Origin of the sequence: Variovorax sp. S12S4, assembly GCF_023195515.1 — a bacterium.
Taxonomy (GTDB): Bacteria; Pseudomonadota; Gammaproteobacteria; order Burkholderiales; family Burkholderiaceae_C; genus Variovorax.
In genome coordinates, this window is the sequence record NZ_JALPKR020000002.1 from 2,561,408 (window position 1) to 2,581,519 (window position 20,112).

19 protein-coding genes, 1 other RNA gene and 1 pseudogene are annotated in these 20,112 nt (G+C 66.6%); 6 read left to right on the plus strand and 15 right to left on the minus strand.

The annotated features are described in order from the left end of the window. Nucleotides 1-13: 13 nt before the first annotated feature. From M0765_RS12520 to M0765_RS12555, 8 genes are all read right to left on the minus strand, one after another. A complete protein-coding gene (locus tag M0765_RS12520; protein ID WP_258503961.1) occupies nucleotides 14-1,195 on the minus strand; it encodes an amidase in 1,182 nt (393 codons plus the stop codon). A 30-nt stretch (nucleotides 1,196-1,225) separates the two neighbouring features. Continuing rightward, a complete protein-coding gene (locus M0765_RS12525) occupies nucleotides 1,226-2,218 on the minus strand; it encodes an ABC transporter ATP-binding protein (protein WP_258508240.1) in 993 nt (330 codons plus the stop codon). 35 nt (nucleotides 2,219-2,253) lie between these two features. Next, nucleotides 2,254-3,294: an ABC transporter ATP-binding protein gene (locus M0765_RS12530; protein WP_258503962.1), complete on the minus strand. Its 1,041-nt coding sequence runs from the start codon at nucleotides 3,292-3,294 to the stop codon at nucleotides 2,254-2,256. Between the two features lie 334 nt (nucleotides 3,295-3,628). Beyond that, the gene (locus M0765_RS12535; RefSeq protein WP_258503963.1) at nucleotides 3,629-4,534 is read right to left on the minus strand and encodes an ABC transporter permease; all 906 of its coding nucleotides are present in this window, start codon (nucleotides 4,532-4,534) and stop codon (nucleotides 3,629-3,631) included. Between the two features lie 5 nt (nucleotides 4,535-4,539). Beyond that, nucleotides 4,540-5,493 carry an ABC transporter permease gene (locus M0765_RS12540; protein ID WP_258503964.1) on the minus strand — a complete coding sequence of 318 codons (954 nt, stop codon included), beginning with the start codon at nucleotides 5,491-5,493 and terminating at the stop codon, nucleotides 4,540-4,542. Beyond that, entirely contained in the window at nucleotides 5,493-7,151 is a 1,659-nt protein-coding gene (locus M0765_RS12545) for an ABC transporter substrate-binding protein (protein WP_258503965.1), read from the minus strand. The genes M0765_RS12540 and M0765_RS12545 overlap by 1 nt, the downstream gene beginning before the upstream one ends. Nucleotides 7,152-7,225: 74 nt before the next feature. Beyond that, on the minus strand, nucleotides 7,226-7,999 hold the full coding sequence (cnbZ, locus tag M0765_RS12550; protein WP_258503966.1) for a 2-amino-5-chloromuconate deaminase CnbZ: 774 nt from the start codon (nucleotides 7,997-7,999) through the stop codon (nucleotides 7,226-7,228). Further along, on the minus strand, nucleotides 7,983-8,999 hold the full coding sequence (locus M0765_RS12555; protein WP_258503967.1) for a LysR family transcriptional regulator: 1,017 nt from the start codon (nucleotides 8,997-8,999) through the stop codon (nucleotides 7,983-7,985). The genes cnbZ and M0765_RS12555 overlap by 17 nt, the downstream gene beginning before the upstream one ends. A gap of 119 nt (nucleotides 9,000-9,118) precedes the next feature. On the opposite strand from M0765_RS12555, the gene pyrC reads away from it, so the two are divergent. From pyrC to htpX, 5 genes are all read left to right on the plus strand, one after another. Continuing rightward, nucleotides 9,119-10,150: a dihydroorotase gene (gene pyrC / locus M0765_RS12560; RefSeq protein ID WP_258503968.1), complete on the plus strand. Its 1,032-nt coding sequence runs from the start codon at nucleotides 9,119-9,121 to the stop codon at nucleotides 10,148-10,150. Continuing rightward, nucleotides 10,150-10,968 (plus strand): NYN domain-containing protein, encoded by an 819-nt coding sequence (locus tag M0765_RS12565; RefSeq protein ID WP_258503969.1) that lies wholly within the window; start codon nucleotides 10,150-10,152, stop codon nucleotides 10,966-10,968. Before pyrC ends, M0765_RS12565 begins: the two co-directional genes overlap by 1 nt. A gap of 60 nt (nucleotides 10,969-11,028) precedes the next feature. After that, nucleotides 11,029-11,841 carry an NYN domain-containing protein gene (locus M0765_RS12570; protein ID WP_258503970.1) on the plus strand — a complete coding sequence of 271 codons (813 nt, stop codon included), beginning with the start codon at nucleotides 11,029-11,031 and terminating at the stop codon, nucleotides 11,839-11,841. Continuing rightward, nucleotides 11,838-12,578, plus strand: coding sequence for a DUF3025 domain-containing protein (locus M0765_RS12575; protein ID WP_258503971.1), 741 nt, complete (start codon nucleotides 11,838-11,840; stop codon nucleotides 12,576-12,578). The genes M0765_RS12570 and M0765_RS12575 overlap by 4 nt, the downstream gene beginning before the upstream one ends. 153 nt (nucleotides 12,579-12,731) lie before the next feature. After that, nucleotides 12,732-13,604, plus strand: coding sequence for a protease HtpX (gene htpX / locus M0765_RS12580; RefSeq protein WP_126747554.1), 873 nt, complete (start codon nucleotides 12,732-12,734; stop codon nucleotides 13,602-13,604). Nucleotides 13,605-13,684: 80 nt separating this feature from the next. Here htpX and M0765_RS12585 read toward each other — a convergent pair whose 3' ends face one another. From M0765_RS12585 to cysK, 6 genes and pseudogenes are all read right to left on the minus strand, one after another. After that, complete coding sequence (locus M0765_RS12585) at nucleotides 13,685-14,230, minus strand: hypothetical protein (protein WP_258503972.1); 546 nt, start codon at nucleotides 14,228-14,230, stop codon at nucleotides 13,685-13,687. Next, nucleotides 14,227-14,670 (minus strand): hypothetical protein, encoded by a 444-nt coding sequence (locus tag M0765_RS12590; RefSeq protein WP_258503973.1) that lies wholly within the window; start codon nucleotides 14,668-14,670, stop codon nucleotides 14,227-14,229. Before M0765_RS12590 ends, M0765_RS12585 begins: the two co-directional genes overlap by 4 nt. 145 nt (nucleotides 14,671-14,815) lie before the next feature. Further along, nucleotides 14,816-15,685 (minus strand): ProQ/FINO family protein, encoded by an 870-nt coding sequence (locus tag M0765_RS12595; RefSeq protein WP_258503974.1) that lies wholly within the window; start codon nucleotides 15,683-15,685, stop codon nucleotides 14,816-14,818. A gap of 57 nt (nucleotides 15,686-15,742) precedes the next feature. Then, nucleotides 15,743-16,381, minus strand: coding sequence for a flavin reductase family protein (locus M0765_RS12600; protein ID WP_258503975.1), 639 nt, complete (start codon nucleotides 16,379-16,381; stop codon nucleotides 15,743-15,745). A 12-nt stretch (nucleotides 16,382-16,393) separates the two neighbouring features. Next, nucleotides 16,394-18,033, minus strand: a pseudogene (locus M0765_RS12605) (NAD(P)/FAD-dependent oxidoreductase). A gap of 73 nt (nucleotides 18,034-18,106) precedes the next feature. Beyond that, a complete protein-coding gene (cysK, locus tag M0765_RS12610) occupies nucleotides 18,107-19,027 on the minus strand; it encodes a cysteine synthase A (RefSeq protein WP_258503976.1) in 921 nt (306 codons plus the stop codon). A 102-nt stretch (nucleotides 19,028-19,129) separates the two neighbouring features. Between cysK and rnpB the strand changes: the two genes are divergently transcribed. Continuing rightward, nucleotides 19,130-19,477: RNase P RNA component class A (rnpB, locus tag M0765_RS12615), an RNA gene on the plus strand. Between the two features lie 52 nt (nucleotides 19,478-19,529). Here the strand turns inward: rnpB and M0765_RS12620 are convergent. Continuing rightward, the gene (locus M0765_RS12620) at nucleotides 19,530-20,078 is read right to left on the minus strand and encodes a hypothetical protein (protein WP_258503977.1); all 549 of its coding nucleotides are present in this window, start codon (nucleotides 20,076-20,078) and stop codon (nucleotides 19,530-19,532) included. Nucleotides 20,079-20,112 lie beyond the last annotated feature (34 nt).

Here is a 20,112-nt window from a genome sequence, read left to right on the forward strand (position 1 = left end):
GCGCCGCGCAGGGTCAGCCCGCGGCGATGCGCTGGGCGAGTTGGATCAACGAGCGGTCCGAGCCTGCCGGCCCGAGCAGCGAGATGCCCAGCGGCGCGCCGTCGCGCGACGCCAGCGGCATCGACAGCTGCGGAAAGCCGCTGAGTCCTGCAATGCACAGCATCCGGATCGCGCGGTTGCGGTAGTCCTCCAGCCCGGCCTCGCTCTCGCTGCGCAGCGGCGCAATGTCGGGCATGGTCGGCATCAGCAGCACGCCGTCGGTGCCCAGCAGCGCAGCCAGGTGCGCGCGAAACGCGGTGCGAAAGACGCGCGCGGCCACCACCTGCGCGTCGGTCACGTCGCGCGACCATGCAAAGCGCTCGGCCACGCCCGGGCCCAGCGGCGGCGCATAGCGCTCGATGAGCGGGCCATCGGTAAGCCAGGCCTCGCGCGACTGCAGGTAGCGAAAGTTCCAGTACATCGCGTCGAACGATTCCATTGCCACCGTCGTGCCCTGTGCGGGTCCGAGCAGGCCTTGTACACGGTCGATCACGCCTTGCAGCGCCTTCGTCGCGGCGGGCGCGGCCAGGCCCCACACGTCGTCGGGCCCTAGCAGGCGCACGCGTTCGGGCAGCGCCGGTGTGTCGGCGCCCAGCAGCACGTCGGCCACGCGCGCAAAGGTGCCGATGTCGCGCGCGAACCAGCCGCAGGTGTCGAAGCTCGGCGCAAGGTCGAGTGCGCCCTCCAGGCTCACGCGGCCATGCGTCGGGCGCAGGCCGTACAGGCCGCAATGGTTGGCCGGCGCGCGCACCGAGCCGCCGGTGTCGGTGCCGAGCGCAAAGTCGCAAAGGCTCGACGACACCGCCGAGGCCGATCCGGACGAAGAGCCGCCCGTGATGCGGTCCTTGGCGGCGCCGTTGATCGGCGCGCCGAAATGCGCGTTGTTGCCGTTCATCGAGAACGCGAGTTCGTCGGTCACCGTCTTGCCCGTGAAGCGCGCGCCGGCATCGAGCAGCTTCTGCACGGTGGGCGCGGTGCGGCTCTTGATGCCCGACATCGCCAGCACGATGGGGCTGCCGCCGCCGGTGGGGTAGCCGGCCACGTCGAACAGGTCCTTGGCCGCAAAGCTCAGGTCCGCGAGCGGGCCGGTGGGCGCATGCGGCACCGGCGCGTCGGGATAGGGAACGAAGGCGTGGGCGGGGTCGTGCAAGGGCATGGTGCGTAGGTAGGAGTTGTGCAGTGCGGGTCAGGCGACCAGCGTGGGCGCAATGGCTGCTGCGGCCTCGGTGTGGATGCAGCGCGCGCGGTGGTTGGGTGCGAGCTCGACCACCGGCGGCTGCGCGGCGCGGCAGGCATCGGTGGCAAGTGCGCAGCGTTCGGCAAAGGCGCAGCCCGGCGGCAGCGCGGAGAGATCGGGCGGCGCGCCGCCGATGGTTTCGAGCCGCGCGCCGCGCGCCAGCGCCCCGTGCGCACGGCTCTTGAGCAGCGCGATGGTGTAGGGGTGGCGCGGCGAGCGGATCAGCTCGCGCGCCGTGCCTTCCTCGACGATGCGGCCCGCATACATCACGGCAATGCGGTCGGCCACCTCCACTGCGGCACCGATGTCGTGCGTGACGAAGATCACCGACAGGCCCAGGTCGCGCTGCAGTTCGCGCAGCAGCAGAAGGATCTGGATCTGCACCGTGGCGTCGAGCGCGGTGGTCGGCTCGTCGGCCAGCAGCAGCTGGGGCTTGCAGGCCAGTGCGAGCGCGATCATCGCGCGCTGCCGCATGCCGCCCGACATCTCGTGCGGGTAAGCGGCCAGGCGCCGCTCGGGGCTGGGAATGCGCACGCGCTCGAACAGCGCGAGCGCACGCTGGTGTGCCTCGGCCGCGGTCACTTTCTTCTCGTGCCGGCGAATCGACTCGACGATTTGCGCGCCGACCGAATACACCGGGTCGAGCGCGAGCAGCGGTTCCTGGAAGATCATCGAAGCGACCTTGCCGCGGAAATCGTCGAGTTCGCGCGCCGGCATTGCAAGCACGTCGCGCCCGGCCACCTGCACCCGCCCGCCCATGCGCGTGCGGCGCTCCGGGTGCAGGCGCAGCAGCGTGCGCATGGTCACGCTCTTGCCGGAGCCGGATTCGCCGATCAGCGCGACCACTTCGCCGCGCTGCACTTCCAGGCTCACGCCGCTCACCGCATGCACGGGCTTGCGGCCTCCGCTGAAGGTGACGCTGAGGTCGCGCAGGCGGACCATCGGCTCGCCGACAGGGATGGCGTTGCTGCTGTCGCTCATGCTGCCTGCCTCATCGGCGTTTGTGCCATCGGGTGCCCGCTGCCAGGCTCGAGAACAAGGCAGCTCGCCGCATGCAACGAACCCGTGGCGACGGGCTCGGGCACGACCTGGCTGCACACCGGCGCGGCCAGCGCGCAGCGCGGATGAAAGCGGCATCCCGAGGGCGGGTTGATCGGGTTCGGCGGATCGCCAGCCAACGCTGCTTCCATGGTGCGGTTGTCGGGGTCCATGGAGGGCATCGACGAGAGCAGGGCGCGGGTGTAGGGATGCGCGGGGGCATCGTAGAGCGCATCGGCCGGCCCGATCTCGGCCACCTGGCCGAGGTACATGACCATGACGCGGTCGCTCACGTAGCGCACCACGTTGAGGTCATGGCTGATGAAAAGATAGGTGAGGCCAAACTCGGCCTTGAGGTCGAGCAGCAGGTTGATGACCTGTGCTTCCACCGACTTGTCGAGCGCCGACACGGCCTCGTCCAGAATTACCATGCGCGGCTGCAGCGCAAGCGCGCGCGCAATGTTGACGCGCTGGCGCTGTCCACCCGAAAGCTCATGCGGATACCGTTCGGCAAAGCGCTGGGGCTCCAGGCCCACGCGCGCGAGAAGATCGCGCGCACGCGCCACAGATTCGCGCCGGCTCACGCCATGCACTTGCGGACCGAAGGCAACCGAGTCTTCGATGGTGAGGCGCGGGTTGAGCGAGGCGTAGCTGTCCTGAAACACCATCTGCACCTGGCGTCGAAACTCCTTGAGCGGAAGTTCGCGGCCACCGACTTCGCGGCCATCAAAAATAACCTCGCCCCGGGTCGGTGCAATGAGCTGCATCAGCAGCCGAGCCGTTGTCGACTTGCCGCAGCCCGACTCGCCGACCACACCCAGCGTTTCACCTTTAAGGACTTCGAAGTCGACGCCGTCTACTGCACGTACCACCCCGCCGCCACGACCCAGAGGGTCTTTCTTGAGTGGGAAGTGCTTGACGAGGCCTGTGATGGTGAGCAGTGGTTGTGCGGGGCCGCCTATGTCTTTCAGTGCGTCCATGTTGCCGTGCTCCTTTGTTTTTTGCGCCGCTGTTCAGGGCGTGTGCAAAGGCCACCGGGTACTCCCCTCCGCGAATGTCCCCCGCCTTCGGCTCCTCCTTTATTTCGCTGCGGGGAGCACCCGATGCCCTGTGCACTGGTGCACGCTCGTGGTGTACCGCTGATCAACCACCGCTCTTTGCAACGCACCCGCTGGCGGGGTGCCTTGCGCAGCGAAATAAAGGAGGAGGCCGCAGGCCGGGGGACATTCGCGGAGAAAGGTACCCCGTCGGCGGGTGAGCGCCCTGAAGACGGCCCGCGACAAACAAAACAAGCAAAAGAACAAGCACCCATCTTCATCCCTTGTTGTCCATCGCCGACCGCAGCCCGTCGGACAAAAGATTGAAAGAGATCGAGGTGATGAAGATCATCGCCCCAGGCAGCGCAGCAACCCAAGGTTGCACATAGATCGCAGTGCGCAGCGTGTTGAGCATCAGCCCCCACTCCGGCTCCGGCGGCTTCACGCCCAAGCCCAGGAACGACAGGCCCGAGGCCAGGATCATCGACACCGCGATCAGGCTCGTGGCGTACACGAAGATCGGACCGAGCACATTGCCCAGCACATGCACCCGCACGATGGTGAACGGGTTCGCGCCCGAGGCGCGCGCCGCCTCCACATAGTCGCGCGTGCGCACCTGCGTCGTCACGCTTTCGGCCACGCGCGCAATTTGCGGAATGAACACGATGGTGAGCGAGATCAACGAATTGACCACGCCCGCGCCCAGCGTGCCCGACAGCGCAATGGCCAGCAGCACCGAGGGAAACGCGTAGAACACGTCGATGGTGCGCATGATCAGCGTGTTGGTCAGGCCGCCAGCGTAGCCCGCTACGATGCCGATCACCGTGCCGAGCACGAAGGCGCAGATCACCGGCGTGATGCCGATGAACAGCGACAGCCGCGCGCCGACGATCAGGCGCGACAGCATGTCGCGGCCCAGCTCGTCGCTTCCCAGTGGCAGGCCCTCGGTGCCGATGGGCTTGAGCCGCTTGAGCATCGACGATGCGTAAGGGTCGGCCGGCGCGAGCCAGGGGCCGAACACGGCCAGGCCTATGAGCAGCAGCACCATCAAGGCGGCGCCCATGGCGACCGGATCGCGCGTGAAGCGCAGCAGCGCCGAGGTCCAGTAGCCGCGTGAGCGCTGCATCGGCAGCGGCTTTACATCGGCGGCTGCAGCAGGGGAGGGGATGGGAAGTGCGCTCATGGTGGTCAGGCCCGCGCAATCCGCGGGTCGAGCATGGTTTGCAGCACGTCGACCAGCAGGTTCAGCAACACGAAGAACAGCGCCAGCACCAGGATGGTTCCTTGCAGCAGCGGCAGGTCGCGCTGGAAGATGGCGGAGTTCAATAGAAAGCCGGTGCCGGGCCAGGAGAACACGGTCTCGATCAGGATCGAGCCGCCGAGCAGGTAGCCCAGCTGCAGGCCCATCACGGCCAGCGCCGTGGGCGCCGCGTTCTTCACCATATGGCGGAACACGCCGAAGTGCGTGAGGCCCTTCGCGCGCAGGCCGACAATGAATTCCTGATCCAGGATGTCGGCCACCAGCGCGCGCACCGTGCGCGCGATGATGCCCATGGGAATCACCGACATGGTGAGGGCCGGCAGGATGAGGAACTGCACATGCTCCCAGTCCCACGCCCAGTCGCTGGAGCCGCCCGGTCCCGCGCCCGTGGCCGGCAGCCACATGAGCTGCGACGAGAACACGATCACCATCACCATGCCCAGCCAGTAGTGCGGCACGCTCACGCCCAGCACCGACAGCATCGAGGCGAAGCGGTCGATCCACGAGTTGCGAAAGTACCCGGCCACAAAGCCGAACAGGCAGCCCAGCACAAAGCCGATGAACGTGGCCACCACCGCGAGCCGCAGCGTGTTGCCCACGGCGGTGAACACCTCGCCCGCCACGGGCCGGTTGCTCGCGATCGAAACGCCCAGGTCGCCGTGCAGCGCCCGCCAGATCCACATCGCGAACTGCTCGGGCAGCGAACGGTTGAAGCCGTAGAGCTCGCGCAGCTGCGCCTGCAGGTCGGCTGATGCGTCGGGCGGAAGAATCGACACCAGCGGATCGCCGGGCGCGATGTGCACGAGCAGAAAGCACACCAGCGCCACGCCGATCATGATCGGCACGGCGTAGACCACGCGGCGCAGCAGATAGGCCAGCATCAGTCCATCGTCATGGTTGCGATGTCGATGAACCAGCTCTTGGGCTGCACCACGTTCTTCACCTTGGCCGACATTGCGCGCGGGCCGACGTCATGCGCAATCCAGACGAACGGCGCGTCGTCGACGATGTGCGCATGCAGCTTGGCGAGCGCGCCGTCGCGTGCCTTGTCGTCGAAGCTGGTGCGCGCATCGGCCACCAGCTTGTCGACCTCGGCGTTGCCGTAGTAGCCCCAGTTGTTGGACACCGGCGGGAAGGTCTTGGTGCTCACGAAGCGCACCATCGCGAAGAAGGGGTCCATCGCCGCGAAGCTCACATTGGTCGCGTTGGCGCCGTTGGCCGACGGGTCCTTCACGCCCTTGCGCCAGTTGGTGAAGAGCGTGTTCCATTCGATCACGTCGAACTCGACGTCGAAGAAGCACTGCTTGAGCGACTGCTGCGCAAATTCGTTCATGGGCAGCGGCTGCATCTGGCCCGAGCCCGAGGCGGAGATCTGCACCTTCACCTTGATCGGCTTGGCGGCCGAGTAGCCGGCCTGCGTCATCAGCGCCTGGGCGGCCTTCACGTCGTACTTGATGTCGAACTTCGGGTTGCCCCACCACGGATGGCCGGGCGGCACGGTGCCCTTGGGCTCGGCCATCATGCCGCCGAGCAGCTGCTTCATGCCGCCGCGGTCGATGCACAGGTTGGCGGCCTGGCGCACGCGCTTGTCGAGCCAGGGCGAGCCTTCGGCGAACGAAAGCTGCCACGGCCACACGTGCGGCTGCGCGTTGGAGTAGATCTTGAAGCCGCGCTGCGTGATCTGCGGCATGGCGTCGGGCGCGGGCGCTTCGATCCAGTCGACCTGGCCGCCCAGCAGCGCGGCGGTGCGCGCATTGGCTTCGGGCATCGGCAGCATCACGACCTTGTCGATCTTGGGTACGCGCTTGGCGTCCCAGTAGGTCTTGTTGGCGGCCAGCTCCAGCCGCTCGCGGGCCACGAAGCGCGTAACCTTGAACGGGCCCGAGCCAGCGGGGTCGGCGGCAAAGGCGGTCCACGCGGCCTTGGACTTGTCGGCGGGCGTGGCGCCGGCCGCGGCGTCGAACTTCTTCTGCCACTGCGCGGGCGAGGCCATGAACAGGTTCGTCAGGTTGATCGGCAGGAAGGCGTCGGGCTCGCTGGTGGTGAGCTCGACCGTCATGTCGTCGACCTTGCGCGCGGTGCGCAGCGTCGGCATGCGCGAGGCGGTCACGCCCACCTGGCTGGGGTCGAACTGCGGGGCGTCCTTGTCGAGCACCTTCTGCACGTTCCACACCACGGCGTCGGCATTGAAGGCCGAGCCGTCATGGAACTTGACGCCGGGGCGCAGCTTGAAGACCCATTTGGTCTTGTCCTTGGCGTCGACGGCCCATGAACTGGCCAGCGCCGGAATCAGCACGCTCGGCGCATCGGCCTTCGACAGGTCCCACTGCGTGAGCGAGTCGTAGATGGGAATGCCGGTGAAGCGGTTGCCCTCGAAGCCCTGGTCGGGCTGGCCCAGGGTGCGCGGAATGTCGGCCGCCGTCATCGCGATGCGCAGCGTTTTCTCCTGGGCCAGGGCCGGCGTTGCAAGGGCCAGGGTGGCAAGCGCCGCGCAGGCGGCCAGGGGTTTCAGGATCAAGGCGGGAACAGCACGCTTCACATGGAACTCCTAGGGATGAAAAAGCAAAAGGTGTCGAACCGGTGGTGAAGCACGACGTGTGCCAGCCGCGGTCTTCAGGGCCAGGCCCAGGCGATCTCGCGGCGGGCGCAGCGCAGGTCCATCTCGTATTCCATGTCGACGATGGGCGGGCGCGCGAGGTGCCAGGTCAGGCCGGTTGTCAGGGCGCCGCGCTGCACGATTTCGTCGAACACCAGGGCGCCGATGTCGTGCGTGGTGTAGGCCTGCACGGCCGATGCATCGCTCCAGCCGAAGCCCAGCGCCGCGAGCCGGCGCTCCATCTCGGTCATCACGTAGGCCAGCTTGTCGCGCATGCCTTCGGTGCTGGTGTCGCCAAGGCGGACCATCACGTCGCGGTAGCTCGCGTGGCCGTCGGGCGCCTCTCCGCCGCCGGACACCACGAAGCTCGGCGGGCCGGCGGCGTCGTCTGCCGGCACCGTGTACGAGAAGGCCTGGAACGCCGGCGTGGCGGGTGCGCCCAAGCGCGGGCAGACGTTGGTGCGGGCGACCGGGTTGCGCTCGCCGCGCACGATGCCCCAGCTTTCGAGCGTGCCGGCATAGAGCCGGTTGAAGTCATGAAAGCCGCGCTCGGAAAACGGCGCCAGCGAGCGCAGTTCGCAGCCGCACAGCGCCGCAAGCGGCCGGCCGATGGCGGCCAGGTGGTTGGCGATGGCATCGAACCCGTCGGCCAGCGGCACCGCCTTCTGGAAGCGCACCCGCTCGATCGCGAACCCCGGCTGTGCGGCCACACCGGCCGAATACTGGAACACGCCTTTCACGTAGCGGTAGCCGCCCTCGGGAAAATCCACCACCTCAGTCACAGTCTTCATGCAGCCTCTCCAAGTCAGCGCTCAATGTAGGGAGCGCCGGCTCCGGCGGGAAGGCTGATTCCGGCACGCCGCTGTTGCCGGAATCAGAACAGGCGGGTGCGCCGCCACCGTAGCGGCGCATGCTGGCCGACAGCGTTTCGAGCAGCGCGCGCGCAGCCGGGGAGAGCCGGTGGGCGGGCATGGTGAGCAGACTGGTTGCCGTGGCCGCAAAGTCGCGCTCCTGCAGCGGCACCGCGCAAAGGTCGCCGCTCGACACCTCGTGCAGCGCGGCATAGCGCGGCAAGAAGGTGGCCAGGTCGCTGTTGCGCACCACGCCCTTGGCCATGTCCAGCGTGCTGGTCTCGATGGCGAGCTCCAGCGCAACCTGCGTCTGGCCGGCAATGCGGTCCACCAGGTGGCGGATCTGGAACGAGCGGTCGGGCAGCGCCACGCGCTGGCCCGCCAGCTCCTGGAAAGACACGCTGCGCCGCCGCGCGAGCGCATGCGTGGGCGCCACCACCACGCACAGCGGCTGCTCGAGCCGCGCATGCTCGCGGAATGCATGGCGCTCCGGAAGGTTGAACGCCAGCGCAATGTCGATGCGGCCCTCTTGCAGCGCCTCCAGTACCGCGCGCGAGCCGACCACGGAGGCCACCACCCTGACCTGCGGATGCCGCTTCTGGAAGCGCGCGAGGTTGTTCGAGAGAAAGTGGCCGACCATGCCCTCGATGCTGCCGATGCGCACCACGCCGCAGGGCTGGCCCACCAGCTCCTGCAGCGCGCCGCGCAGTGCCGTGCTGTCTTGCAGCACCCGCTCGGCATGTGCCAGCACCAGCTCCCCGGCCGGCGTGAGCACCGTGCGGTTGGCGCGGCGGTCGAGCAGCGCGGTCTGCAGCTCGCCCTCCAGGTTGGCGATCTGCCGGCTGATGGCGCTCGGCGCCACGCCCAGCTGTTCGGCCGCCCGGCGCAGCGAGCCGGCACGCGCGGTCTCGCGGAAATAGAGCATCGCCGTGGAGAGCATCGTGGGTCCTCTTCTTTTCATTTGCCGGATGGCACGACCGGGCCGAACCATCGGCCCTTCCGCGCCGGACGTCAAGCAACCGCCGTGCCGCGAGAGGCCGATGCGACAATTGCCCTCCCATGACAGACACCCTCACCATCACCCGCCCGGACGACTGGCACCTGCACGTGCGCGACGGCGCCGCGCTCGAAGCCGTGGTGCCGCACAGTGCGCGCCAGTTCGGCCGCGCGCTGATCATGCCGAACCTGCGCCCGCCCGTGACCACCGCAGCGCAGGCCACGGCCTACCGCGACCGCATTCGCGCCGCGGTGCCCGAAGGCACGGCCTTCGAGCCCGTGATGTCGCTCTACCTGACCGACAAGCTGCCGCCCGAAGAAATTGCCCTGGCTGCCCAGGCGAGCGTGCGCGCGCTCAAGCTCTACCCGGCCGGCGCCACCACCAACAGCGATGCCGGCGTGACCGACATCCGCCACACCTACAAGACGCTCGAAGCCATGCAGAAGCACGGCCTGCTGCTGCTGGTGCACGGCGAGGTGACCGATCCGGCCGTCGATTTGTTCGACCGCGAAGCTGTCTTCATCGACCGCGTGATGATTCCGCTGCGCCGCGATTTCCCTGAACTCAAGGTCGTGTTCGAGCACCTCACCACGAAAGAGGGCGCTCACTACGTGCGCGACGCCGGCCGCTTCACGGCCGCCACCATTACCGCGCACCACCTGCTGTACAACCGCAACGCCATCTTCACCGGCGGCATTCGCCCGCACTACTACTGCCTGCCCGTGCTCAAGCGCGAGACGCACCGCGTGGCGCTGGTCGAGGCGGCCGCGAGCGGCAGCGACCGCTTCTTTCTGGGCACCGACAGCGCGCCGCACCCGGCGCACCTGAAGGAGCATGCGCTGGGCTGCGCCGGCTGCTACACCGCGCTGACCGCCATCGAGCTCTATGCTGAAGCGTTCGACAGCGTGGGCGCACTCGACAAGCTCGAGGGCTTTGCGAGCTTCCATGGGCCCGACTTCTACGACCTGCCCCGCAACAGCGGCACCATCACGCTGAAGCGCGAAAGCTGGACCGTGCCCGAGACGGTGCCTTACGGCGACGCCACGCTCAAGCCGCTGCGCGGCGGCGAAACCGTTCATTGGAAACTCATGTAATGAACGCGGTCGGCACGCCGGCAAGCACCTCGGCCAAGAGCATGGCCGTTTTCATCGACGCTGACAACTTGAACGATGCCACTGCGCTCGACCATGTGTTGTTGGCGTTGCGATCGATGGCCGACCGCATTCTTTACCGGCGTGCCTACGGCCGGCCCGAGAGTCTCAAGAGCATCCACGCTGTCCTTTGGAGGCACGGGGTTCGGCCTGTCGCCAACCTTATCGTCGACAAAACGACGACCGACAGTGCGTTGGTGATCGACGCTGTAGAAGCGGTGTGCACCAATGACATAGACATCGTCGCCATCTGCTCGGGCGACGCGGATTTCGTCCCGCTAGCCATCTGGTTGCGTGAGAAGGGCTGTAGGGTTCTTTGCTACAGCCTTGCCAACAAGATATTCGCCAATCCCGACAGCTTCTATGACGATGTGGTGCTGCTGGACGTGGTGGAAGCGGCAGATTTCGCCGAGATAGCTCCTCAATCCCAGATCGCGCGCGGCAGCGCGGCGGCTACAGAGGTTGAGTCCGCTAAGGAGCCAGCGTCAACCGTCAAGTCTCAGCCGATAGCGGCGAAGGCAGGAGGCGTGCCGGTGGTCAAGGCTGCTGTTGTGTCGGGGCCTTCCATCAAAAAGATTCTCTCGATCCTGCCTGAGCTCAAGAGCAAGGAACCCGTGCACTTGAGCTTGATCGCCAAGAAGCTGCGTGATGCTGGCCTGCTCACAGCGACCGCGAAGCCGGTTTTGCTATTTCGGCGCCATCCTGCGCAGTTCGAGTTGATGCCGGAGCGCCAACCGAATACGGTCAGATATCGGGGCTGAGCTCCCCGATCCTTGCAAAGGCGACTGAAGAGCCTCAGTCCAATACCCACTGGAACCAATATGACCCCCAGCCTTCGCGTGATGCTGTTGATCGATGCCGACAACGTCTCGGCGGACGTGATCGAGCAGGCCGTGCAGCGGACCCTGGCCGAGCATGGCGCGGTTCATGTGCGCCGCGCCTACTGCAACGCCGAAACGGCGCTCAAACAGCAGGCGCTTTTCAAGCGGCTGTCGGTGCGGCCGATGGTCAATATCTCGGCCGGCAAGAACAGCACCGACATCGCGCTCGCCGTGGATGCCATCGACCTCGTGATCGCCGAGCGTCCCGACGTGGTGGTGCTGGTGTCTTCCGATTCCGACTTTGCGCCGCTCGTGATTCGCCTGCGAGAAAAGGGCTGCCGCGTGTGCGGCCTCGGCCAGCAGGGCAAGACGGGCGAAGAGACGGTAACGGTCTACGACGAGTTCACCGACCTGCGGCACCATGGTGCGCCGGTGGCACCGCGCGCCGCGCCGGCGAAGAAGGCCGCGGCCAAGGTGGCCGCCAAGCGGGCTCCCGCCAAGACCGAGAAGAAAAGCGCAGCCGCGCCGGCCCGCAAGACCGCGGCCAAGACGCCGGCCCGAAAGACCGCCAAAGCAGCGAAGCCGGCACAGGCGCAGCCGCCTTCCGAAGCCGCCGAATTCATCCTGCAGGCGGCGCCTGCGCTGCGAAGCGGTGCCGATGTGCCGCTCAACGACGTGGCCCAGGCATTGCGCGCGGCCGGGCTGCTCGGCAAGCACGGCAGTTCGCTCAAGCTGTTCGACAAGCTCCCGGCGGAGTTCACTGTGCTGCAGCACCCAGACCGCATCCGCTGGACAGGGGCTCCCACGCCTTGAGCCTGGCGGCGATCGACTGGGCGCAGCCCTGGCTTGCGCCTTATCGCGCCATCGGCGAGGCGGCGGCCCACGCCGCACTTCACACCACCTCGGTGGCGGCTGCGCTTCAGCAGGGCGCGGTACCGGGCGCCTCGCCCGAGTTTGTGCCGCAGTTCGATCTGCCCGCGGGCCAGGCCTACGAAGCGCACATCTTCCAGACCGGCACCGTGCCCACGCGCGACAACCTGCACGACTTCTTCAACGGCCTGGTCTGGCTCGCTTACCCAGAAGCCAAGCGCCGCCTCAACGAGCTGCAGGCCGCGGAGATCGCCCGCAGGGGCATCGCGTCCACGCGCGGCGCGCTGCGCGATGCGCTCACGCTCTTCGACGAGAACGGCGCCGTGCTCGATGCGCCCGCACCCTTGTGGAAGGCGCTGGCGGCGCGCGACTGGCACACCCTTTTCGTGACGCAGCGCGCCCTGTGGGCCGAGGCGCGGCTGCTGGTGTTCGGCCATGCCCTGCTCGAGAAACTCACCACCCCGCGCAAAGCGGTCACCGCGCATGTGCTGCTGCCTTTGCCGGAGGCGGCCAGGCAATCGGCGCTCGACGACCGGGCGCTCGCGCGCAGCCTCGATCCAGACTATCTGGTGCAGAAGCCCTTCGTTCCGCTGCCGGTGCTGGGCGTGCCGGGCTGGTGGCCGGAGAACGAATCGCCGGATTTCTACGAGGACGCGAAGGTCTTCCGGCCCGGGCGGTAGAACTTTTGCTCCTATCATCGCTCTACCCGCGAGCCGCCGTGCAGGCCGCCTTCAGAACCAAACAACAACGGAAGAGGGCCACACATTGCACGGCTTGAAGAGGGCCATCCGGTCCTCATCTATGCGGCAGCGTTCCCCCACGGAGAATTCAACTTGAAACGTATCCTTCTGTTCGTTTTGACCAATGTGATGGTCGTTGCGGTGCTCGGCATCGTTGCCAGCCTGCTCGGCGTCAACCGCTTTCTGACGGCCAACGGGCTGAACCTGACGGCACTACTCGGCTTTGCGCTGATCATGGGCTTTGGCGGCGCGATCATTTCGCTGCTGATCAGCAAGCCCATGGCCAAGTGGACCACCGGCATCCGCATGATCGACAACCCCCAGTCGCCCGACGAGGCCTGGATTGTCGGCACCGTGCGCAAGTTTGCCGACAAGGCCGGCATCGGCATGCCCGAGGTCGGCATCTTCGAGGGCGAGCCCAACGCCTTTGCCACTGGCGCGTTCAAGAACTCGTCGCTGGTGGCGGTGTCGACCGGCCTGCTGCAGAACATGACGCGCGAAGAGGTCGAGGCCGTCATCGGCCACGAGGTGGCGCACATCGCCAACGGCGACATGGTGACGATGACGCTGATCCAGGGCGTGATGAACACCTTCGTCGTGTTCCTCTCGCGCGTGATCGGCTACGCGGTCGACAGCTTTTTGCGCCGCGGCGACGACCGCTCGTCGGGCCCCGGCATCGGCTACTACGTGAGCACCATCGTGCTGGACATCGTGCTGGGCTTTGCGGCGGCCATCGTGGTGGCCTGGTTCTCGCGCCAGCGTGAGTTCCGCGCCGACGCCGGCGCCGCCGCGCTGATGGGCAACCGCCAGCCGATGATGAACGCGCTCGCCCGCCTGGGCGGCCTGCCGGCCGGCGAACTCCCCAAGGCGGTCGAAGCCATGGGCATCACAGGCAGCATCGGCAAGCTGTTTGCCACGCACCCGCCGATCGAAGAGCGCATTGCGGCGCTGCAGAACGCACGCTGATCACTGCGCAGAGGCACAAGAAAAAGGGGCTGGTGAATCACCAGCCCCTTTTTTCATTCACCGAACGGTCTGCCGTCCGATCAGAGATTGAGTGCCGCGATGGCTTCCAGGCCCTGCTTGATGTTGTTGCGCGCGGCACCTTCCACAGACATGCGCAGGCGGGTCGTGCCGACGAGCGAATCGAACGCGCCACCCGTGTAGGTCGACTTGATGACCTGGCGCATCGCCACCGACTTGTCAGAGGTCTTGATGAGCGACCAGCCCGCCTCCATGTCGACTGTGAACGCGGCGCCGAACGTGGGCTTGGTCAACTTGACGATCGAGACCGAGAGCTCGTAGTCGCCGCTCTTGCCCTTGACGACTTCCTTGAACAGGGCCGATTGCGTCACCGTCTTCTCGATGGCGGCAGCCAGGTCCTCGTTGGAGATATCCGAGCTCCACATCGGGTTCGTTTCATTGCCGCCACCGGTTTTCACCGACAGCGAGTACGGCAGCTTCTTGCTCGAGGCGATGCTGGTGGGCGTCATGGCCTCGCGGTTGGCCGACGAAGCGCAGCCCGCGAGCACGACGACGATGGAAAGAACGGCCAGGGCGCCTGCGCGGCGAAGGGTGGTGGTGCTGATCATTTGGATTTTTCCGATTCTTTGAAGATGTTGCCGACCACCTCGTCGACCATTTCGGTCGGCGAGAGGCGTGTGAGGGAGGAGTGGAGCGAATTGCCGGTGGCCAACGGAAAGTCGGATTTCGGCTCGCGGACCGTGACGGTTAGCTCGATCAGGTACATCGTGATGTCCCACATCCACTTGTCGACGTACGTCACGACTGCATCTACCTTCTCGGGCGGCTTGGCGTCTTCCGACACCTCATACCCGCGTTTTCGCAGATTGCTGGCGATCAGTTTCTGGATCGTGCCGTCTTCACCCTCAAGCTTCCTGACCTGCACCACGCGCAGCTTGTCGAGATTCGCCGAGGGGTCGACGGTGGCTGTTGCGCGGTTGACGGCGCAGCCGCTCGCGAACACGGAAACAGCCACGGCTGCGAGAAGCAGCCTGATGACTCTTTTCAAATTAACTTCTCCTCCGCCCGAAATGGGCCGGAGAAATGTAACTGGAAATGTATAAAAACGTTTCCAGAGCGCCGATTCCTAGCGAAAAATTTCGCCGCGACCCGGTCAGACTGCACAGTTGCGGCCTTCCGAGCGCTTCGGGCGTTCAATTGCCGGTGGCGGCGGGCTGGTCGGACCCCGTAGTGGCCGGTGCCGCTGCGGCGGCAGGCGCGGCGGTTTCGGCCGCAGCCAGTGCCCGCTTGTTGTCGTCACGCGCCCGTTGCAGCGTGCGCGTCACTTCGTCGGCGTCCATGCCGTACATCTCGGCAAAGGCCTGCTCGCTGTCGCGTCCGCTGGCCTCGAAGGCGCGCAGCAGCGCCTCGCGCTTGGCGGCTTGCCGGCCCAGTTCGGCCAGCGCCTCGTCGAGCACGGCATTGGTTTCTTCGTCGCGCGAGCGCACCAGCACCGCGTAGGCTTCGCGGTCGAGGCCAGAGGCTTCCACCGCGCGGGCAATGCGTGCCACCAGCTGCGGACGCAGGTCCTCGCCGGGGTTGCGCTGCGCACGGCGGCGGTGGAGTTCGAGGATGGCGTGGTGCACATGCTCGGGCGCCACGGGTTCCACCACGTTGCCGTCGAGGTCGTGCCGCGCAAGGCCCGCCGCCACCGCCTCGAGGTAGCGCGTGGAACGCGCATGCAGGCCGAGTGCGACCTTCAGGTCGTCCTTCTTGAAATCGTCGGGGTGCTTTTCGAGCAGGTCCTGGAACACGCCGAGCTTGAGCGGCAGGAAGCGCGCGCCGAACATGCCGGGATAAAGCTCGAACAGCTTTTCGAGCGCGGGGTGCACCTTGCGCGCGCGCTGCGGCTGTTGCTGCTGCGCCGCGGCCTGCTTGCCGGGCTTTTGTTTTTGCTGCTGCTGCCGTGGCTGGCGCGGCTGCCGGGGCGGGCGGCCGCCCTCGGCGCGGGGCTGCTGGGCAGCGCCCTCGGCTTGCGTTTGCTGGACTTCCTGGATTTCTTGAGGCGTGGCGGTGTCGGTCATCGGTCGGTTCTTGTCAGGTTGGCAGCAGGCAGAAAGAAAAGCAATGTTCCCTCGCGCTCAGCGCGGTCGGAACATCTTGAAGAGATTGTCGGGGCTGATCTCGAAATAGTCGGCCGGGCCGCCGCCACGCAAGATGGGGCGCGCGGCAGCCGTGTCGTAAATGCCGTTTTTCAGCAGGTGCCGTGCAATGTGCACGCCCACCACTTCGCCGAGGATGAGCCATGTGGGCACCGGCTCGCCGTTCACGCCTTCGAGCTGCAGCAGCTGCGTGAGCCGGCATTCGAAGGACACCGGGCTTTCGGCCACGCGCGGCACCGCAATGTTGCGCGAAGCCGCTGGCGTGAGGCCGGCAAGCTCGAACTCGTTCACCTCGGGCGGGACGGCCGCGCACGACTGGTTCATTTGCTCGGCCAGCGGCCGGGTGGCCAGGTTCCAGCCGAACTCGCGCGTCTGGCGGATGTTGTGCAGGCTGTCCTTGGCGCCAATGCTCGCAAAGCCCACGATGGGCGGCGTGTAGTTGAAGGCGTTGAAAAAACTGTACGGCGCGAGGTTGAGCGCGCCGTTCTCGTCCTGCGACGAGATCCATCCGATCGGCCGCGGACCGACCATTGCATTGAACGGATCGTGCGGCAGACCGTGGCCCTTGGCGGGCTCGTAGAAGTGGAAGTCGTCTTCGCTGTTGCTGTTGCTGGACATGGCGGTGGCTCCTTACGTTCCGGTGACGCTGCGTGCCACCGCCTCGGCCACCTTGATGCCGTCCACGCCGGCCGACAGAATGCCGCCCGCGTAGCTCGCGCCTTCGCCGGCCGGATACAGGCCGCGCACGTTGAGGCTTTGAAAGTCGTCGCCCCGCGTGATGCGGATCGGCGACGAGGTGCGCGTTTCCACACCCGTCAGCACGGCATCGTGCAGGTCGAAGCCCTTGATCTTGCGGCCGAAGGCGGGAAAGGCTTCGCGCATCGCCTCGATGGCGTAGGCCGGCAACGCCTGGTGCAGGTCGGTGGGCGTGACGCCGGGCTTGTACGACGGCAGCACGCTGCCGAGCGCGGTCGAAGGCTTGCCCGCGATGAAGTCTCCCACCAGCTGGCCGGGCGCGCGGTAGTCGCCGCCGCCAAGCACGAAGGCGTTCGATTCGAGGTCGCGCTGCAGCGCGATGCCGGCGAGCGCATCGCCCGCGGTCTCCGCCGTCCAGCCCGGAAAGTCGCGCGGGTCGATGCCCACCACGATGCCCGCGTTGGCGTTGCGCTCGTTGCGCGAATACTGGCTCATGCCGTTGGTGACCACGCGGCCCGGCTCGCTGGTGGCTGCCACCACGGTGCCGCCCGGGCACATGCAAAAGCTGTAGACCGAGCGGCCGTTGCTTGCGTGATGCACCAGCTTGTAGTCGGCCGCGCCGAGCAACGGATGGCCCGCATGGCGGCCCCAGCGCGCACGGTCGATCAGGCCCTGCGGGTGCTCGACCCGAAAGCCGATGGAAAACGGCTTGGCCTCGATGTGCACGCCGCGCTGGTGCAGCATGGCAAAGGTGTCGCGCGAGCTGTGGCCAAGCGCCATCACCACGTGGTCGGCGCGCAGCTCGCTGCTGGTGCCGGTGGCCTGGTCGACCACCGTGAGGCCTCTAAGCTGGCCGTCTTCGATGTGCACATCGGTCACGCGCTGCTCGAAGCGGATTTCGCCGCCCAGCGCCACGATCTGCTCGCGGATGTTCTCCACCACCTTCACCAGCTTGAAGGTGCCGATGTGCGGATGCGCGACGTAGAGAATTTCGGGCGGTGCGCCGGCCTTGACGAACTCTTCCATCACCTTGCGGCCGAGGAAGCGCGGGTCCTTGATCTGGCTGTAGAGCTTGCCGTCCGAAAAAGTGCCGGCGCCGCCTTCGCCGAACTGCACATTCGACTCGGGGTTGAGCACGCTCTTGCGCCACAGGCCCCAGGTGTCGCGGGTGCGCTGGCGCACAGTTTTGCCGCGTTCGAGCACGATGGGCTTGAAGCCCATCTTCGCGAGCATCAGCGCCGCAAAGATGCCGCAGGGGCCAAAGCCGATCACCACGGGCCGGGGCGCACCCTCGGGCGCATGCGCCGGCGGCGTGTAGCGCATGTCGGGCGCAGGCTGGATGTGCGGATGGCCGGCATGCTTTGCGAGCAGCGCGGCCTCGAGCTGGGCGTTGGCCAGCTGCACGTCGACGATGTAGACCTGCAGCAGCTGCGGCTTGCGCGCGTCGAAGCTGCGCTTGAACACCTTGAACTCGCGCACGCTGGAAACCGGCGTGTCGAGGGCGGCGGCAATGGCCTGGGGAGCGCCGCGTCGTCGTGGTCGAGCGGCAGTTTGATTTCAGAGATTCTCAGCATGTCGGTGTGGCTTGTGGTTATCAAGCAGGCCGCAGATTTTACGCGCCCGGGGCGCTATGAAAGAGATAGCTGATCAGGCTGGCAGGAAGCCTTCGACCGAGAGGTAGCGCTCGCCGGTGTCGTAGTTGAAACCCAGCACCACCGCATCGGGTGCCAGCGTGGGCAGCTTCTGTGCAATGGCTGCGAGCGTGGCGCCGGACGAAATGCCCACCAGCATGCCTTCTTCGACCGCGCAGCGGCGCGCCATTTCGCGGGCCGGCTCGGCGTCTACCTGCAGCACGCCGTCGAGCAGCGAGGTGTCGAGGTTCTTTGGAATGAAGCCCGCGCCAATGCCCTGGATCGGGTGCGGCGAGGGCTGGCCGCCCGAAATGACCGGCGAGGTCACCGGCTCCACGGCAAACACCTGCAGCTTGGGCCACTTCTTCTTGAGGGTCCTCGCCACGCCCGTGATGTGGCCGCCGGTGCCCACGCCGGTGATCAGCACGTCGATGCCGTCCGGAAAGTCGGCCGCAATTTCTTCCGCCGTGGTGCGCACGTGCACGTCGACGTTGGCGGGGTTGTTGAACTGCTGCGGCATCCACGCGCCCGGCGTGCCGGCCACGATTTCCTCGGCGCGCGCAATGGAGGCCTTCATGCCGCCGGCGCGCGGCGTCAGGTCGAAGGTGGCGCCGTAGGCCAGCATCAGGCGGCGGCGCTCCATCGACATGCTGTCGGGCATTACCAAGATGAGCTTGTAGCCCTTGACGGCCGCGACCATGGCCAGGCCGATGCCAGTGTTGCCCGAGGTAGGCTCCACGATGGTGCCGCCGGGCTTCAGCGCGCCCGATTTCTCGGCGTCTTCCACCATCGACAGCGCAATGCGGTCCTTGATGGAGCCGCCCGGGTTGGCGCGCTCGGACTTGATCCACACCTGCTGCTTCGCATTGCCGAACAGGCGGTTGATGCGGATGTGCGGCGTGTTGCCGATGGTCTGGAGGATGTTCTGGGCCTTCATTGGATCTCCTTGGGCTTTATGGGGCAGGGCAGGTCAATCGAAGCGCCATTGTGAAACGGGCCGCCGGCGGATGCGAGGGGATCAGGCGATAATTCCGTTCGTGAAGCACGCCAGACCGCCGCTGGTGCAAGCCCGAAAGGGGCGACGCCGCAAGGCGCCGCGTCGAAAGACCGCACTGGAGGAACGTCCGGACTGCACAGGACAGCGCAGGAGTTAACGACTCTCCACCGTGAGGTGAGGATCAGAGCAACAGAGACGAGCCGATTAAGTTCGGGTGAAACGGGCAATCTCTGCGCGCAGCAACACCAAGTAGGCCAGTATCGAGGTGGTTCCGCTGAGCTGGCGGGTAGGTGGCATCGAGCCGTTTGGCGACAAACGGCCCAGAGTAATGGCGGTCACGTTGGGGGCAACCCCAACGCACAGAATCCGGCTTATCGGCGGGCTTCACACTTTTTCTTGCCCGGGGCAGCGAGCCATTGCGCAGCTGCCGCGGAGCGCGCGCTCAGCGCGTAAACAGCCAGCCGCCCTTGGGCTGGCGCATCAGTTCGTGCCGCCTGACGGAGCGCTCTTCGCCGTCGTCTCCCACGTACACCACGTCGAACCGCAGCAGCTTGGGCGACACCATCTTCCAGTTCTGGATGCGCTTGACGGTGACGCAGGCTGTCCTGTCGTGGTACTGCATTTCCGCCATTGGGCCGCCCTGAAAGCCCGTTGCATCGAACAGCCGCCCCGGCGCCGCAAAGGGGTTGAGCACGGCGCCGTTGCGGGCGGTGATGCAGCCTTCGGTCCGCACGAAAGATTCGATGGTCGGCGCCGCGCTTCGCACGATCTTGGCCACGGCCGGCGTCGGCGGCTTGGCGACGATTGCCTCGCGAATGCGCTCCACCTGCTCTTCGGTGATGGGTGCGAGCCCGCTGGGAGAAACGACCGGTGGTGGCGCCGGTGGCGCAGGCGGCGCCTGGTTGGGCAGCAATGGCGCCAGATAACTGCAGCCCGCCAGCGCAAGAGGCGCTGTGCAGGCAAGTGCGGCGGTCTTGAATCCGAACTTCATTTTTTCTCCTGTCCCTGTACCTGTCCCTGTACCT